The 15,704-nt window shown below is 42.4% G+C and carries 16 protein-coding genes and 1 pseudogene; 3 read left to right on the top strand and 14 right to left on the bottom strand.

Annotation, left to right across the window (positions count from 1 at the left end; translation table 11 throughout):
* Positions 1-545 precede the first annotated feature (545 nt).
* The 13 genes from O3642_RS02295 to O3642_RS02235 all read right to left on the bottom strand — a co-directional run bounded on the left by O3642_RS02295 (position 546) and on the right by O3642_RS02235 (position 13,226).
* On the bottom strand, positions 546-1,454 hold the full coding sequence (locus O3642_RS02295; RefSeq protein WP_049483663.1) for a magnesium transporter CorA family protein: 909 nt from the start codon (positions 1,452-1,454) through the stop codon (positions 546-548).
* A gap of 41 nt (positions 1,455-1,495) precedes the next feature.
* Positions 1,496-1,876 carry a PH domain-containing protein gene (locus tag O3642_RS02290; RefSeq protein ID WP_004219989.1) on the bottom strand — a complete coding sequence of 127 codons (381 nt, stop codon included), beginning with the start codon at positions 1,874-1,876 and terminating at the stop codon, positions 1,496-1,498.
* A 78-nt stretch (positions 1,877-1,954) separates the two neighbouring features.
* Positions 1,955-3,502, bottom strand: coding sequence for a peptide chain release factor 3 (locus tag O3642_RS02285; protein WP_070450462.1), 1,548 nt, complete (start codon positions 3,500-3,502; stop codon positions 1,955-1,957).
* A 184-nt stretch (positions 3,503-3,686) separates the two neighbouring features.
* On the bottom strand, positions 3,687-4,367 hold the full coding sequence (locus O3642_RS02280) for a TIGR02206 family membrane protein (RefSeq protein WP_003011786.1): 681 nt from the start codon (positions 4,365-4,367) through the stop codon (positions 3,687-3,689).
* Between the two features lie 13 nt (positions 4,368-4,380).
* Positions 4,381-5,067, bottom strand: a complete 687-nt coding sequence (locus O3642_RS02275; RefSeq protein WP_371605304.1) for a YwaF family protein — start codon at positions 5,065-5,067, stop codon at positions 4,381-4,383.
* A gap of 25 nt (positions 5,068-5,092) precedes the next feature.
* On the bottom strand, positions 5,093-5,794 hold the full coding sequence (locus O3642_RS02270) for a TIGR02206 family membrane protein (protein ID WP_155199418.1): 702 nt from the start codon (positions 5,792-5,794) through the stop codon (positions 5,093-5,095).
* Between the two features lie 30 nt (positions 5,795-5,824).
* Positions 5,825-6,436: an NUDIX hydrolase gene (locus tag O3642_RS02265; protein ID WP_342986482.1), complete on the bottom strand. Its 612-nt coding sequence runs from the start codon at positions 6,434-6,436 to the stop codon at positions 5,825-5,827.
* Positions 6,426-7,796, bottom strand: coding sequence for a UDP-N-acetylmuramoyl-tripeptide--D-alanyl-D-alanine ligase (murF, locus tag O3642_RS02260; RefSeq protein ID WP_371605303.1), 1,371 nt, complete (start codon positions 7,794-7,796; stop codon positions 6,426-6,428). Before murF ends, O3642_RS02265 begins: the two co-directional genes overlap by 11 nt.
* 274 nt (positions 7,797-8,070) lie before the next feature.
* Positions 8,071-9,117, bottom strand: coding sequence for a D-alanine--D-alanine ligase (locus O3642_RS02255; protein ID WP_371605302.1), 1,047 nt, complete (start codon positions 9,115-9,117; stop codon positions 8,071-8,073).
* A gap of 76 nt (positions 9,118-9,193) precedes the next feature.
* On the bottom strand, positions 9,194-9,790 hold the full coding sequence (gene recR / locus O3642_RS02250; RefSeq protein ID WP_003002450.1) for a recombination mediator RecR: 597 nt from the start codon (positions 9,788-9,790) through the stop codon (positions 9,194-9,196).
* A gap of 10 nt (positions 9,791-9,800) precedes the next feature.
* Positions 9,801-11,852 carry a penicillin-binding protein PBP2B gene (gene pbp2b, locus O3642_RS02245; protein ID WP_371605301.1) on the bottom strand — a complete coding sequence of 684 codons (2,052 nt, stop codon included), beginning with the start codon at positions 11,850-11,852 and terminating at the stop codon, positions 9,801-9,803.
* 292 nt (positions 11,853-12,144) lie between these two features.
* A complete protein-coding gene (locus O3642_RS02240) occupies positions 12,145-12,777 on the bottom strand; it encodes a DUF421 domain-containing protein (RefSeq protein WP_371605300.1) in 633 nt (210 codons plus the stop codon).
* Entirely contained in the window at positions 12,774-13,226 is a 453-nt protein-coding gene (locus O3642_RS02235; protein ID WP_371605299.1) for a DUF3290 family protein, read from the bottom strand. Before O3642_RS02235 ends, O3642_RS02240 begins: the two co-directional genes overlap by 4 nt.
* A gap of 135 nt (positions 13,227-13,361) precedes the next feature.
* Here O3642_RS02235 and O3642_RS02230 point away from each other — a divergent pair, with 135 nt between their 5' ends.
* From O3642_RS02230 to O3642_RS02220, 3 genes are all read left to right on the top strand, one after another.
* The gene (locus O3642_RS02230) at positions 13,362-14,189 is read left to right on the top strand and encodes an exodeoxyribonuclease III (RefSeq protein WP_049474278.1); all 828 of its coding nucleotides are present in this window, start codon (positions 13,362-13,364) and stop codon (positions 14,187-14,189) included.
* Between the two features lie 11 nt (positions 14,190-14,200).
* Positions 14,201-14,587: a VOC family protein gene (locus O3642_RS02225; protein WP_049474277.1), complete on the top strand. Its 387-nt coding sequence runs from the start codon at positions 14,201-14,203 to the stop codon at positions 14,585-14,587.
* A gap of 170 nt (positions 14,588-14,757) precedes the next feature.
* Complete coding sequence (locus tag O3642_RS02220; protein ID WP_031577145.1) at positions 14,758-15,351, top strand: helix-turn-helix domain-containing protein; 594 nt, start codon at positions 14,758-14,760, stop codon at positions 15,349-15,351.
* A 108-nt stretch (positions 15,352-15,459) separates the two neighbouring features.
* On the opposite strand, the pseudogene O3642_RS02215 reads toward O3642_RS02220, so the two are convergent.
* A pseudogene (locus O3642_RS02215) lies at positions 15,460-15,669 on the bottom strand (PaaI family thioesterase); the annotation flags it as partial.
* Positions 15,670-15,704: the final 35 nt, after the last annotated feature.

Raw genomic sequence — 15,704 nt, 5'->3', positions numbered from 1 at the left:
GACCAACATTCCTTTTCTAATTGTTCCATCTCACCAGCATTTCTCTCATACAAGTTTGCAACTTATCTAGTATAACACAATGGACGACCAAATGATAGTCAAAGGAGAATAATTTTATTTTTTAGGAAAAATTTTTAAAAACTTGAAAATAGTCAAGAGGGCAGTTTCCCCTAGATTTAGCTGACTTTCTTCTGACACCGTTCAAGAATCCCTTTAAATAGGAGTATAAAAACTTCGGAAAAACTTTTTTTGGTAGTTCTTGCGTTTTTACAAATAAATATGTATAATACAGTTAGTATCTAAAATATTTCTGTATAAAGAAATAGGATCATTTTATCTGATTCAACGATTTATTCTAAGTTCTGATTTATTTAGAACCACTCAGTACTATTAAATCTACTCCTACTATTTCCAAGAAGATTTTGTACAGTCGATGAACTATTCACACTGCCCCTTCTTTGGAGAGGAGGGCAGGTGTCTAGATGGTTCCTATTTCTCAGATTATTCTAGATACGAAGAGGCTCGGATTTCTCCAAGCCTCTTTTTTATCTTTGTTTCACAATCCACCGCATAACCTTTCCCAAAATGAGCCATAATATAAAGCTACATACGGATACATAAATCCAAGCATTGGGATCCTTTGTCATAGGAAGAGGGATATTCATTCCAAAGAAACCGGTGATAACGGCTAAAACCGCCAACAAGGCTTCAAAGATGGTTAGGGTTGTCAAGTTGTCATTCAAGTTGTTGTTTAGGATATTGTTGTAAGATCCTGACAACTGTTGCAAGACATTGGAAATCAACTCAGTCATCGAAGCCAACTGACGCGCTTCGATCATGGCATCATCAAACTGCTCTTTTTCAATATCATTCATCCTGCGATAAATGGCATGCGCTTTAATATGTTCTAGCAACATCCGATTTTGCTTGGCTGCTGCGACCAGATAGACCATACCGGTCTCAAGGTCAGACAGGGCATAAAGATTCTTGGTCGTCGTTGTCTTTCGAAGCAAACGATTGAGTTCATCCTTGTGCTTATCTAAGCGATCAATAATCGGATAATAAGCATTACTGATCATTTCAAGACCTGCAAAAAGCAACTTATAGATCGACAACTCCCCATGGCTTTCCAAATAGCGAACCATTTGTTCAATGATATAGGCATTGTCCTGGTTACTGATGGTCACGAGTCGCGTATCTTGAACGATAAAGGTCATAGGGATGGTTTCGTAGTATTCCTTGTCCTTTTCTAAATCCAATACATTGTAGATAAATGTGATCGTACCGTTTTCTCGATTATAATCCATATGGGCACGTTCGTTCTTATCCATCGCGTACTCAATGGTTTCTTTGTCAATCTCGTATTTTTTATAAAGATATGAGTTTTCAGCAATCATATCCGAGTCGATATTGATCCATTTCCGATCTTGACCCAATTGTTTTTCGATAAACATTCCGTCTCCTTTCTCAACTGTTCTCTATCAAAATGATATTTTTATTTAAAAACTGCACTGGCTAATGCTTGCTGGATTTCAATGACGCTGCTGTCACTCTTGAATTGTAAAACTTCTGAAGGCTCGACTGCAGAAGAGACCCAGATTTTTAATTCGGCATCCAAATCAAAATGACCGGAAGTTTCGACTGAAAATCGAGAGATCGAGCGATAAGGAAGGGATTTGTAGGACGTTTTCTTTCCTGTTACTCCTTGCTTATCCACCAAGATCAAACGAAACTCTGTAAAGACGATTAAATCACGAATCAAGCTAAAAGCAAGTGTGACTTGCTCTCCCGGCACCAAGATATCTTCCAGATCTCTTTCTACTTTATCAACATTTTTTTGAGAGGCATTGCCCATCAAACCACTTAATAATCCCATCATTTCTCCTTTATAAGCGAAAACGGATAGATTTTCGTTTTCTTATTTTTTTGTTATGGATCAGTTTTGAAAAATTCCTTACCCCATCTTTTCTTCCAGCTCAACGTCTGGATACTTATCCGCAAACCAGCGGAGGGCAAAGTCGTTTTCAAAGAGGAAGACAGGTTGGTCAAAGCGGTCCTTCGCCAAGATATTTCGGCTTGAAGACATGCGCTCATCTAAGTCTTCTGGTTTGATCCAGCGAACTGTCTTTTTACCCATTGGGCTCATGACCACTTCGGCATTGTATTCATTTTCCATCCGGTGCTTAAAGACTTCAAACTGAAGTTGACCAACAGCACCTAACATGTATTCACCTGTTTGGTAGTTGGTGTAGAGCTGAATAGCTCCTTCTTGCACCAATTGCTCAATCCCTTTGTGGAAGGATTTTTGCTTCATGACGTTCTTAGCTGACACTTTCATGAAGATTTCAGGCGTAAAGGTTGGCAGTGGTTCAAATTCAAACTTGTTTTTGCCCACTGTCAAAGTATCTCCAACCTGATAAGTACCGGTATCGTAAACCCCAATGATGTCTCCTGCTACAGCATTGCTGACATTTTCACGGCTTTCGGCCATAAATTGAGTCACGTTAGATAACTTAGCGCCCTTACCAGTACGAGGCAGGTTGACGCTCATCCCACGCTCAAATTCGCCAGATACGATCCGCACAAAGGCGATCCGGTCGCGGTGACGAGGATCCATGTTGGCCTGAATCTTAAAGACAAATCCTGAGAAATCCTTATCATAAGGATCGACAAGTTCCCCATCTGTCTTCTTGTGGCCGTGTGGCTCTGGAGCAAACTTGAGGAAGGTTTCCAAGAAAGTCTGTACTCCAAAATTGGTTAAGGCTGAGCCGAAGAAGACGGGAGTCAATTCACCCGCAAGGATGGCTTCTTCTGAAAAGTCATTTCCTGCTTCTTGCAAGAGTTCGATATCGTCTTTTACTTGCTCGTAGAAAGGGTTGTTGGCAAAAAGCTTGTCTCCGTCTTCTAGACTAGCAAAACGCTCGTCTCCTTTATAGAGTTCCAAACGTTGGTTATAAAGGTCATAGAGTCCCTCAAAGGCTTTCCCCATCCCAATCGGCCAGTTCATTGGGTAACTGGCGATTCCCAAGACTTCTTCTAATTCTTGTAAGAGGTCCAGTGGCTCACGACCGTCACGGTCCAGCTTATTCATAAAGGTAAAGACGGGAATGCCACGGTGTTTCACAACCTCAAACAATTTCTTGGTTTGAGCTTCAATCCCTTTGGCAGAGTCTACCACCATGACGGCAGCATCCACCGCCATCAAGGTCCGATAAGTATCTTCTGAGAAGTCCTCGTGCCCTGGCGTATCAAGGATATTGACCCGTTTGCCATCATAGTCGAACTGCATAACAGATGAGGTTACCGAAATCCCACGTTGCTTCTCGATATCCATCCAGTCAGATTTAGCAAAATTTCCTGTTTTCTTCCCTTTGACAGTACCGGCTTCCCGAATCTCTCCCCCAAAGTAGAGCAACTGCTCTGTAATCGTCGTTTTACCAGCATCCGGGTGGGAGATAATGGCAAAGGTACGGCGTTTTTTAATTTCTTCTTGTACGTTCATGTTCCTAATTCTTTCTCTTTTTATTTTCTGATAAATTTACAAATCCATCTCTACATCAGATTTCTCCTCAATTTCTCTATCTGTCCTATTATAGCGAAAATAGGCACTTTTTTCAACGATGATTCTTCTTTGAGAGCAAAAAGAAAGACCGAAATCCGTAGATTCTAGTCCTCTTCAATCATGGTTATTTTCTCACTTTCACCCGCTCACTTCTGCGACTGAAGAACTGATTAAAGAGTAATAAAGCAAGGGCTAAAATACTGGATACAACCAGATAATTAAGCCACACCTTATCCCCTCTCATAATCGGAGGTCGGGCCATCAAGCCATAATTTCCTCCTGTCAATTGATTGACTCCAACCAGGAATAAATCTAAGGCAAAGGTATAGAGAACAATCTGACTATTTTTTAAGAGGTTTCGATCATACCATCTCAAGAGATAAATCAAGGAATTGATTAAAAGACAGTAATGTCCGAGGAGGAAAGAAAAGCTCGTAATATGAGGGAAAGTATAGGGATCAAAGACTGGATAGCCTAAAGCAAAGATGGCTCCACTCACTCCCATCAAGGCAAAGAACTGTTTGCTTTTCCAGCGGTCTGGTAAAAACAAGACCGCAAACATGGCCAAGCGGCAATGATAAAATGGTAAGCTATTGGACCAAGGAATGTGGTAGGCAAAATACCAAAGATACAAGCAAATTAACTGGAAGCCTTGTAAATATTGAAAGCATTTGCGAAATTGCTCATTCTGATAATAACGAAGTGACATCATAATCGCTGTCACAATTAACAAGACCATCACACTATACCAAAGTGCTGAGATTGCTGGTGGTGCTGTTGATTCTGTAGTGAAAAAATGATGCATAAAATCTCCTTATTTAAACAGATTTAGGTATTCTTCTTTTCTTACTGTACTGAACGATCGTATTGATGAAAATCAGTGTCCCCGTCATGAGTACCGTCACGATTAAATAGTTGAACACAAGACCATGGTCACCGATCACAGGAGGGCGACGCATAAAGCCGTAGTTTCCACCTGTTGCGAGATTGGCAAGCTGAATAATGGCATTGACCCCAACAGTCATCTGACAGATTTTCCAAACAGACCCTTCTTCCACCTGGTAGGATTGAACCAGATAGATTAAACTGTTGGCCAGGAGAGCCCAGTGACCAAAGACATTGTTGATCGAGGAAACGTGAGGAAAAGGGTAGGGATAAAAAACAGGATGAACCAAGGCCATAATGGAGCCAAAGACTCCCACGAGAGCAAAATATTGTTTGAAGCTGCCCTTGGGCGCCAAAAGAATGATCCACATGGCCATCCGACTATGATAGAAGGGAAGACTCTCTGAAAGAGGCAAGCGAGCAGCTAGATACCAAGAGTTGATAATGAGCAACTGGATCAACTGCCCCCAATACCAAAAGTTTTGATAGCCTTTAGAATGAGCAAATCGAATGGACAGAACTCCCACTACCACCAATGAAGTCGGCAATAAGAAATACCAGACCCCCAATTGAGGAGGGGCCGTTGGTTGACTGGTGAAAAATAAGTCCCAAAGTGTCATGATTTCTTTCCCTTATCTGCTCTTTTTATTCTGAACGCGAAACTATATTCTCTTCGACCATCTTGTATTTGTATTTATAGCGTTGATTGACCAAGCAAATACCGGCCACCATCACGATGCTGACCAAGAGGTAGTTCAAAAGAGCACCGTGGTCTCCAATGATTGGTGGACGCTTTAAGAAGCCGTAATCTCCTCTGGTCAAGAGGTTGACCAAAAAGATGACTGCATTCATTCCAAAAGTGATCTTAACAATTCGTAAGCTGTCTTGTTTTTCCGACTGATAAAAATCTTGCAGGTAAATCAAACTATTGGCAAACAAGGCCCAGTGACTAAAAATCAGATTGAGCACGGTAATATGGGGGAATGGGAAGGGGTCAAAGGCTGGATAAACCAAGGCCGCAATGGATCCTAGAACTCCCAACAAGGCAAAATATTGCTTGATATAGGTTCCTCTCGGAGCAAAGAGTATTGCAAGCATGGCCAAGCGACAATGATAAAAAGGCAAATTATCCGTCAAAGGCATGTGGGCGAGAATATACCAAGCATTGATGGTCAAGACTTGAATCAATTGTGCCCAGTACCAAAAGCGTTGGTAGCTTTTTGACTGCGCATATTTGATAGAAAAGTAGCCAACCACCAACAAGGAAGCTGGTAGGAAAAAATACCAGAGACCAAACTCGGGCGGGGCTGATTTTTGGTTCGTAAACAATAAATCCCAAAGTGTCATGTTCATATTCCTTTAGTTTATAGATCGTTTTTAATCACAATACAAATCTCGTTTCCCATCATAAACCTCCCAAAGGAAGTTCAATTGTTCTTCTGTATTGCGCTTGGTAGAAAGAGCAGGCATTTTCTCTCTCTCAAAAAATGCAAGATCGGAAATTTCCTGATTCTGTTGAAAACTTCCATCCAGCAATTCACATTCAAATACCAATTTCACATATTGGCGGCTTTGCAATTGGTAGCGATTGGTGTCAAATACTGCCAACAACCGATTGACACGTGCTACATAGCCCGTTTCTTCTTGGATTTCCTTTAAAATATTTTCTTTAGGAGAATAGCCAACCTCACCAAAACCACCTGGCAAAGCCCAGGTCTCTTCTCCCTGACCTTTCACCAGACAAAGTTTTCTATCTTTGACAATCCAAGCCCTAACATCAATTAAGGGGGTGTCATAATAGTTTGTCGGTCGAAACAAATCCGATAATTCTTGTGAATTCAGATTAGTCGTTTCTCTCACAAGATCCTGTAAAATTTCACGAATATCCTGGTAACGCTCTTGATCAAATGGATCTTTTGAGAACGCTAAGCCTGTATTGGTGATTGAAATCAAGCGCTGAATGTCCTTCAGTACATTATTACTTACCATTCTCCAATTCCTCTACCAATTTTGCCAAATTCATGGAATTACTTCCCTTTATAAGGATTTGGTCTTGCTCTTTCAAGCTTTCCTTGACTTGTTTAACCATATCCTCAAACTGATCTTCCTCAGCTGTCTTCTTGAAATAATAGACATGTCCGAGTGGGAACATCTGACTTGCTAACTGAGCCAATCCTGCAATGTCTTGGCCGTAGAAAATAACCGTATCCAAGACATCTGGCGAGAGGCTAAGAATCATTTGGTTGTGCAGATCTACAGATTGCTCCCCTAGTTCTTTCATATCTGCCAGGACGGCTAATTTTCGACCATTTGGATTAGCAGGAATGGTAGAGAAAGTTTCTAAGATTAGGCGCATAGCCGTTGGATTGGCATTGTAGACATCGGATAGGATATCCGCTCCGTTACTGGCCTTCTTCCATTCTGTCCGGTTGCGCGTCAATTGCAAGGTTTCAAAACTATCACGAATTGCAGCTTCACTCACTCCTTCTTTCAAAGCAACATAAGCTGCAATCATGGCATTGGTCGCATTGTATTTTCCTGTTACCGGAAGATCAATCGCTTCTTCTAAGAAATTCGCTCGGAAAGTTAAGCTATCCTTTCGCTCAATTAACTCAGTAATAAAAATCTCCTCGTCTGGCCCAAAGCGGACGACTGTTTGATTTTCAGGGAGGTAGGCATTGACGATCGGATCAGCTGGAACTACCAGAAGACCGCCTTCTGGCATCCCATCCGCAATCTGAAGTTTTCCTTTTGCGATCTCACTTCGATCTTTAAAAAATTCCAAATGGGCTTCCCCAATCAAGGTGACAATAGCAGCTTTTGGATGCGCCAGTTCTGACAAGAGATGGATATCTCCTAGATGGTCTTGCCCCATTTCAAGGACGAGTTTGTCTGTCCCTTCTGGCATATGCAAAACCGTATAAGGAAGACCAATTTCGTTATTATAGTTTCCTTGTGTTTTATAGGTCAGGTAGGTGGTAGACAAAAGCTGGGCCAACATATCTTTTGTGGTGGTTTTACCATTTGACCCTGTTACTGCAAAAACATCCACTTTTGTCTTTTGAAGATAGGCTGCAGCTAGTGTTTGAAAAGCGCTCAGCACATCTTCCACCAAAATATAAGGGTGGCCTTCTACCACTTTCTCTGAAAAAGTGGCTACGGCTCCGTTTTCAAAAGCAGTCTCAATAAAGTCATGACCATCACGCGCTCCCTTTAAAGGAACAAACAGGTCTCCAGGCCCAATCAAACGGCTGTCAAATTCCGGATTGACGAGGGCCACATCTTCAAATTGGCTGATATCATTTTTTGCATGTACTAGATGAGCAACTTCATGTAATGTGAGATTCATATCCGACTCCTCAGTTCTCCGTAACGTCCTCAAAGATTTGGACGCTCCTATCAAATTCTTCTCATTATACCATATTCTAGACCACAAAAAAAGTGGCTGGGACAGAAGTCCTAGCCTCTCAATTATTTTTGGATTGTCGAGCAAGACGCAGTGATTGAGTGGGCTCTACTACGCTGATTTCATCAGCTTTTACAGCCCTACTCAACTGTGCGGAGGTGGGACGACGAAATCGAATTCTAACGAATTACCGATTTCTGTCCCACTCTCTCTTTTCTTACAACAAATGCGCTTCGTGTTTTTGGAAGACTTCTTTTCCAAGCTCTACTAACTTGGTGATCAAATCTGTATAGTTGAGTCCCATATTGTCCCAAAGCAGAGGATACATAGACCATTGGGTAAATCCAGGCATGGTATTGAGTTCGTTTAAGAAGATCTCTCCTTTATCGGTATAGAAGAAATCACAACGCGCTAAGCCCAGACCACCGATCGCACGAAAGGCTTTCTCTGCGTTGGTCCGCATGGTTTTCACAACCTCAGGGTCCAATTGAGCCGGAATCGCCATGGTAATTTTGTTGTCGATGTATTTGGCATCATAATCATAGAAGGCCACATCTTTCACAACTTCACCTGGCAAGGTGCTCTTCACATCATAGTTTCCAAGCAGTCCAACTTCAATCTCACGCGCATTGACTCCTTGTTCTACTAAAACACGGCTATCGTATTTAAAGGCTAATTCAAGAGCAGCCCGAAGCTCTGTTTGGTTTTCAGATTTTGAAATCCCTACGCTAGAACCCATATTGGATGGTTTGGTGAAAACCGGATAAGGGAGAGTCGCTTCAATTGCAGCAATTTTCTCATCCACGTCATCGCCTTCCACTACAGCTACATAAGGAACTTGCGGAATTCCTGCAGACTCCAAGACCCGTTTGGTCGTGATCTTGTCCATGGCCACACTGGAAGCTAGGATACCACAGCCGACATAAGGCATTTTCAAGACTTCTAAGAATCCTTGAATGGAACCATCTTCTCCCATCGGTCCATGAAGAACTGGAAAGACTACTGCTCCTTCCTTGTAAATCGCAGATGGAGCCACTTTTTTAGACCAGTCCACTGTCTCATTGGTCATCAATTTCTCATCATCCGCTGGTTTCTCTTCAAAAGCTTGCGTCTGGATGAAGTCTCCTGACTGCGTAATAAAGTAGGTTTGAACCGAAAATGCTTGGTAATCAATCGCGCGCATCACGCTTTCTGTTGAAAGAACAGATACTTCACGTTCTGCACTACGTCCACCATACAACAGGATTAAGTCTTGTTTACTCATAGTTTCTCCCTAATTGTTCCCTTGATTTCTTACTTGATAGTATACCACAATGATAGCCCTTTCGAAAGAACTTCTCTTATAATTCTGTCCGATTTTCAATCGCGCGAAGCAAGGTCACTTCGTCCGCATACTCGATATCGGCTCCAACTGCCAATCCCCGTGCCAAACGGGTCACTTTGATCCCTGCTGGCTTGAGCACACGCGAGATATACATAGATGTCGCTTCCCCGTCTGCCGTCGCATTGGTCGCAACAATCACCTCAGTGACTGTTCCATCCATCAAGCGACTAATCAAACTTTTGAGATTGATGTCGTCAGGTCCCACACCATTCATGGGCGAGATCAAGCCATGTAAGACATGGTAACGACCATGGTATTCCTGGATATTTTCCATAGCAGATACATCCCTGCTATCTTCTACAACCAGAATGAGGGATGGATCCCGCGTTTCATCTCGACAAATCTCGCAGGTTTCTTCATCGGTTAAATTGCCACAAATACTGCAATACCCCAGCTCACGCTTGGCATTCAGTAAATTCTTGGCAAATTCATTCACATCATCATCTGACATACCAATGGTGTAAAAAGCCAGACGAGTCGCTGTTTTGATCCCAATTCCTGGCAACTTCGAATAACTGTCAATTAATTTTGCAATAGGTGCTGGATAAAGCATAGTTTCCTTTCTAATTCATGGGGTGTTTCTGATTGTATAAGTTAATAATGTCACGCGTAATGGAATGACTGACCGTCGCTTGTAGATTGGTATTATGTGGAAAGACCACTGCTACCGCAATCTTTGGATTGTTTGACGGTGCATAAGCCACCACATTGGTATTAATGGCTTGTTTACCTCCATCGACAGTGGTTTCGGCCGTACCGGTCTTGGCACTAATGGAAACACTAGCACCTTGACCGACGGTTTTCCCTGTCGTCAACCCACTCGTACCATTCGCAACTTGGTAGAACCCTTGCTTGATCAAAGTCATGTCCTCCGCTGAGATATGGACCTGATTGAGCTCCTTGGTTTCGATCGCTTTTTTCAACTGACCAAGCCCCCCTTGATCATTATTGTCATAGATGCCTTCAACAACATGAGGACTCACCCTCTTCCCATCATTCGCTACCGTTGCCGCATACTGGGCCAATTGCATCGGTGTATAGTTATCAAACTGACCAAAGGCATTGGTCAAATAATTGCCGACTGTGTAGTCTTTTGGAATAAAACCGGTCGATTCATTGGGAAGGTCAATCCCCGTTGATGTTCCAAGACCATATTCCGCAAAACTAGAGCGCAGTTTTTTCATAGCCGGTTCAACCTGATCCACTTGTAAGGTCATGTTTGGAGTGTAGGGTTGCCCCATCATCTTAAGGGCAATTTGGACCATATAGGTATTGGAAGAGTATTCCAATGCTTCCACCGCATTGATGGAACGACTACCGTATTGGGTAAACCAAGAATTGATAGGAGCGGATCCTGCAAAAACAATCGGCTGATCGGTCAGAACCTGGTTCCCTGAAATGACTCCATTTTCCCATCCCGAAGTCAAGGTCGCTCCTTTAACGACCGATCCTGGGACGAAAACATTGGTGACTGTTCCCAAAGCATCGGTTGATAAATCTTGACTACCAGCCTGGTGTTTGATCCCTGCCATGGCAAGGACTTTCCCTGTATCAGGCTCAAGGGCTACAGCATAGACGCCTTCGGAGTAGGTCGCATTTCCAGCTTGCAACTCTGCGCTAAAGGCAGAGCGGAGAATATCTTCCACCCCTTTTTGGAAATCCAAGTCAATCGAGAGCTTGAGGTTTTCTCCTTTGGCCCCTTTTGAAACGTCGACCACTTTCTCCATATTGCCATTTTTATCCAGAAGAATTTCTTTTTCACTGCGTTTTCCTTGAAGGACGTTTTCGTATTCCTTTTCGAGATAAGACGTTCCAACCCGGTCATTGAGGGCATAGCCTTTTTTGACATAGTCCTCGACTTCTTCTGCTGGAAGTCCCGCCTGCTCAGTCGAAACCGTTCCGATGATAGAAGCTAAAGGAGTATCCAAAACCTTGCGGTCCCAACTGGTCGTGATCGCAATTCCAGGAAGGTCCTGACTGTCAGCCGCGATGGTCGCAATCTGCTCAGCTCCTAGTGCTTGCGTCGAAATAATCCCCGTCGCAAAATTCTCCACAGCATTCATTTGGCTATAAAGATAGATAATATTTTTCTCATCATCTGTGTAACCGAGTTTTGAAGGGTCAATGCTGTCCACTGCCGCTTGATAGATTTTAGCTTCTGGCAGACGATTGCCATCAGTATCAAATTTCTTTTTCTCAGGCAGGTGCTCTACGACCTCTTGGTAGACTTTGGTATTGGCCAGATAGTAATCCACTTCTTGCCGTTCGGTCACTTGAGGATTTTCTACATCAACATACTGCAAGAGTTTTCCAGCTGTCTCTCGCATTTCTTGGGCCGTCATTTTACGATCCCGCGTAAAGGTCAAGACTTGTTTTCCCACATTTTCCACCAAGGGCTTACCAGAAGCATCATAGATTTGCCCTCGCACACTCCCTTGTTTGACCGTCTTTTTCGTAGCTTTTGCCAATTTATCCGTATAGTAGGCTTGGTGAGTGATCTGCATATAGCCAAGTCGGGCAATCAGCACCAAAAAAAGAAGGCAAATCAAACTAAACAGCAGGTAGAGTCTGCGTGTTATCGAATGATTCTCAAACTTCCGTATTTTCTTCTTCATGAAATGTTCTATCCTTCTTTTCTAATCAACACTTACCTTCCATTTTACTATTTTTCCAAGAGTATCTCAAGAAAAGGAAGAGACCTTTCCTGGAATTTTATAAGGAAAAAAGAGAGTGGGACAGAAATCGGTAATTCGTTAGAATTCGATTTCGTCGTCCCACCTCCGCACAGTTGAGTAGGGCTGTAAAAGCTGATGAAATCAGCGCAGTAGAGCCCACTCAACCACTGCGTCTTGCTCTACAATCCTAAAATAATTGAGAGGCTAGGACTTTTGTCCCAGCCTCCTTCTTCTAATATGTCACAACATTGATTTTTCCTTTGTCATACTCGGCAATGAAAATATCCAAAACATTGTCATAGCCTTCTTTTTCCAATTCAGCCAGCAACCACTCTTCGCTTTTTCCAATTGTTTCCAAAATTTCAAGCTGAACCACTCCATCCGTAATGATCGGATATTTAGGATTTTCATCCCCCGCACGGACAATAATCAATTGACCATTTTGTTCAATAACGGCGCGCTTCACATCTTTTAATTGAAAAATCCCTTGTCCACGTAGTTTCAAAGCAACATCTGAAGCAGAAAGTCCTTTGGAACGACAAGCTTCCGGATCCAGTTTCCCATTTTTAATGATGACAGTTGGTTTTCCATCAATCAAGTGCTTCATAAAACGAACATTGGTATTGAGCCATTTTAAGAGCAAGATCAAAATGGTCCACATCAAGAGAATCACAATGTACTGAAGAATGGTAATGGAGCTATTGTAGATGACCCCACCAATAATTCCCCCAAGAACAAAGTTCTGTATCTGGTCTACTGCAGAACTTGGTGCTAAGTTTCCTTTCCCGGTCACATTGATTACAAATACCAAGGAAATCAAGCCGAGAGCTAATTTAATCAAAATGGCTAAAAAATCTACTGTCATTTGTTCACCTCCACAAGTTCCACGTCTGTTTTATACAGATCCATCTTTTCTAATAGGTAGCTATCTGGGTCACTTCCTGCGATAGCTCGGTAATAAACCTCTCCAACCTTCAGGATCGCCCCATCTGTGGCTGCTGAAGTATTGACATAGACATCTTCTTTTTTGACATCCAACTCCTTTGAGATAACCTCAATAAAACGCAGAGAACGTTGGAATTGGTCATTATTACTTTGGCTATTTTGGAAATTGCTGATGCCGATCAAGACGACTGCAACCAGAGTCAAAATCGAGATAATGGATAATTCACGGAATTTGCTATCGCGCTTATCCCGATAGGCTTTTACCGCAAAAAAACCAGTCAGTAGAATGAGCAAACCAGAGATCCCAATGGTCACCCAATTTTGCTGACTAATCTGACTCAATACATAGTCATAAGAGTAAAATTTCATAATGAACTCCCTTTCTCCAAATGAATTCAAGCTATTATAATGTATTTCAGGAGAGAATTCAAGGCATTCTAATCAGAAAATCATTAAATTTTTGTTATAATAAAATTATCCATCATGTCAAGAAAAGGAAACACAATGAAACTCATTTCATGGAATATCGACTCGCTTAATGCTGCATTAACCAGTGATTCAGCACGCGCTAAACTTTCTCAAGAAGTCCTCCAAACCTTGGTTGCTGAGGATGCGGATATCATTGCCATTCAAGAAACCAAGTTATCCGCCAAAGGACCTACCAAAAAACACCTTGAAATCCTTGAGGAACTCTTCCCTGGCTATGAAAACACCTGGCGCTCTTCTCAAGAACCGGCTCGTAAAGGCTACGCTGGAACCATGTTCCTCTATAAAAAAGAGCTCACACCCGTTGTGACTTTCCCAGAGATCGGAGCCCCTTCGACCATGGACTTGGAAGGTCGGATCATTACCTTGGAATTTGATAAATTTTTCGTTACTCAGGTCTACACACCTAACGCTGGTGATGGTCTCAAACGTTTGGAAGAACGTCAAGTTTGGGATGTCAAATATGCTGAGTACTTGGCTGAACTAGACAAACAGAAGCCTGTCCTAGCTACTGGAGACTACAATGTTGCCCACAAGGAAATTGACCTTGCCAATCCTGCCAGCAACCGCCGTTCACCAGGTTTCACGGATGAAGAACGTGAAGGATTTACCAACCTTTTAGCCAAAGGATTTACAGACACCTTCCGCCATATTCATGGTGACGTCCCAGAACGCTACACTTGGTGGGCACAACGCAGCAAGACTTCAAAAATCAACAACACAGGCTGGAGAATCGATTATTGGTTGACTTCAGACCGTCTTGCAGACAAGGTCATTAAATCAGATATGATCGACTCTGGCCCACGCCAAGACCACACACCGATTGTCATGGAGATTGAGCTCTAAGGAGAAAGCTAATGGACTATCAAGCTGTCATCCCCGAATTTGTGGTATCCAACATCGAAAAGTCGCGCTCCTTCTACTGCGACTTGCTGGGCTTCTCTGTCGAATACGAACGCCCCGAGGAAAAATTTCTCTTCCTCTCCCTTGAAGACTGCCAACTCATGTTAGAAGAAGGCGATGCAGAAGAATTAGCTCAGCTGACTTATCCTTTCGGGCGTGGTATCAATATTTCCTTTGGCATTGAGGATGTTCCTCAGCTCCACCAAAAACTACTGGAAGCTGACTATCCCATCCATCGTCCTTTGACCAAAAGAGAATTTCGTGTTGGCGACCATTATATCTATCCTCATGAATTTGCAGTTTTAGATCCAGATGGCTATTTTTTAAGATTTAGTGAATAAGAAAAAGGAGGTTGTTGGCCTCTTTTTCAGTAAGTAAATATAAATTGACAGACCTGTAAATCCAGTGACAGAAACCTTTGCTAAAGCCCATGAAATCAGCATGTCAAAGAACTTTGATAGCCATTTTTTGTATAATTGAGTAGAATGAAATCAGAAAGCGAGGAAATCTTATGCAAGTCGGAAAGCAGATCCAGCACTATCGTAAAGAGAAAAATTTATCTCAAGATGATTTGGCTGAAATCATCTTTGTCAGCCGTCAATCCATTTCCAACTGGGAACGCGGAGCAACCTACCCTGATATTCAAAACCTGCTTTTACTGAGCAAGGTCTTTGAAGTGTCATTGGACCAACTCATAAAAGGAGATGTGGAAACCATGAAACAAATTATTCACGACCAAGAATTTATGCGCTATCAAAAAGATGGAGTGGTTTTTACCATTTTACTAATTGGAAGTCCTATAATAATGATTCCTCTAATTCTTTATCTGGAATGGTTCGGTATCGCTATTAGTTGCTTGATTTATGCTATCACAATGTTCTACGCCCTACGCATTGAGAAATTTAAGAAACAGCATAATCTTCGTACCTTTCGCCAGATTGTCGCCTATGATCAAGGACGCAGCCTGAGCGAGATTGAAGAAGCCGAGGAAAGGGGCAAGGCTCCTTACCAAAATATTATCCTTCCTGTTCTATTTTGCCTTGGAATTGGAGCTATTGCTCTGTTGTTTTCTTGGCTCTTACTGACTTTCTTCCCTATCAAATAAAAGCGAAGTCATCAGACCTCGCTTTTCAAATGTCTTTAAAGTTATAGAGTTGCAGATAGTGATCACACTCAGAATTTTTGAGATGTAACTATCTACTCATTCTTTCTTTTATATCCTCACCTGTCTATCTTCAGATCGTTGGCCTGTGACAAACATGGTGAAGGTTGCCTTGCAGACATATCGGCCATCTTGGTTGGTGATATCTACATCGACGACACAGGTTGTACGACCTTGATGGACACATTCCCCCCTGATGGTTAGGACATCCCCTAGATTTCCAGCTTTCAAATAGTTGATAGAAGACTGGAGCGTCCCACCTCCGCACAGTTGAGTAGGGCTGTAAAAGCTGATGA

This window comes from Streptococcus sp. 27098_8_66, from assembly GCF_041431945.1.
GTDB lineage: Bacteria > Bacillota > Bacilli > Lactobacillales > Streptococcaceae > Streptococcus > Streptococcus dentalis.
The sequence above is the reverse complement of the archived record's forward strand: the minus strand, read 5'-3'. Positions and strand labels throughout refer to the sequence as shown.

Coding starts and splice junctions, on each gene's coding strand:
- O3642_RS02295 (WP_049483663.1), bottom strand. CDS start 1,454: ATGTTTATCGAAAAACAATTGGGTCAAGATCGGAAATGGATCAATATC.
- O3642_RS02290 (WP_004219989.1), bottom strand. CDS start 1,876: ATGGGATTATTAAGTGGTTTGATGGGCAATGCCTCTCAAAAAAATGTT.
- O3642_RS02285 (WP_070450462.1), bottom strand. CDS start 3,502: ATGAACGTACAAGAAGAAATTAAAAAACGCCGTACCTTTGCCATTATC.
- O3642_RS02280 (WP_003011786.1), bottom strand. CDS start 4,367: ATGCATCATTTTTTCACTACAGAATCAACAGCACCACCAGCAATCTCA.
- O3642_RS02275 (WP_371605304.1), bottom strand. CDS start 5,067: ATGACACTTTGGGACTTATTTTTCACCAGTCAACCAACGGCCCCTCCT.
- O3642_RS02270 (WP_155199418.1), bottom strand. CDS start 5,794: ATGACACTTTGGGATTTATTGTTTACGAACCAAAAATCAGCCCCGCCC.
- O3642_RS02265 (WP_342986482.1), bottom strand. CDS start 6,436: ATGGTAAGTAATAATGTACTGAAGGACATTCAGCGCTTGATTTCAATC.
- murF (WP_371605303.1), bottom strand. CDS start 7,796: ATGAATCTCACATTACATGAAGTTGCTCATCTAGTACATGCAAAAAAT.
- O3642_RS02255 (WP_371605302.1), bottom strand. CDS start 9,117: ATGAGTAAACAAGACTTAATCCTGTTGTATGGTGGACGTAGTGCAGAA.
- recR (WP_003002450.1), bottom strand. CDS start 9,790: ATGCTTTATCCAGCACCTATTGCAAAATTAATTGACAGTTATTCGAAG.
- pbp2b (WP_371605301.1), bottom strand. CDS start 11,852: ATGAAGAAGAAAATACGGAAGTTTGAGAATCATTCGATAACACGCAGA.
- O3642_RS02240 (WP_371605300.1), bottom strand. CDS start 12,777: ATGACAGTAGATTTTTTAGCCATTTTGATTAAATTAGCTCTCGGCTTG.
- O3642_RS02235 (WP_371605299.1), bottom strand. CDS start 13,226: ATGAAATTTTACTCTTATGACTATGTATTGAGTCAGATTAGTCAGCAA.
- O3642_RS02230 (WP_049474278.1), top strand. CDS start 13,362: ATGAAACTCATTTCATGGAATATCGACTCGCTTAATGCTGCATTAACC.
- O3642_RS02225 (WP_049474277.1), top strand. CDS start 14,201: ATGGACTATCAAGCTGTCATCCCCGAATTTGTGGTATCCAACATCGAA.
- O3642_RS02220 (WP_031577145.1), top strand. CDS start 14,758: ATGCAAGTCGGAAAGCAGATCCAGCACTATCGTAAAGAGAAAAATTTA.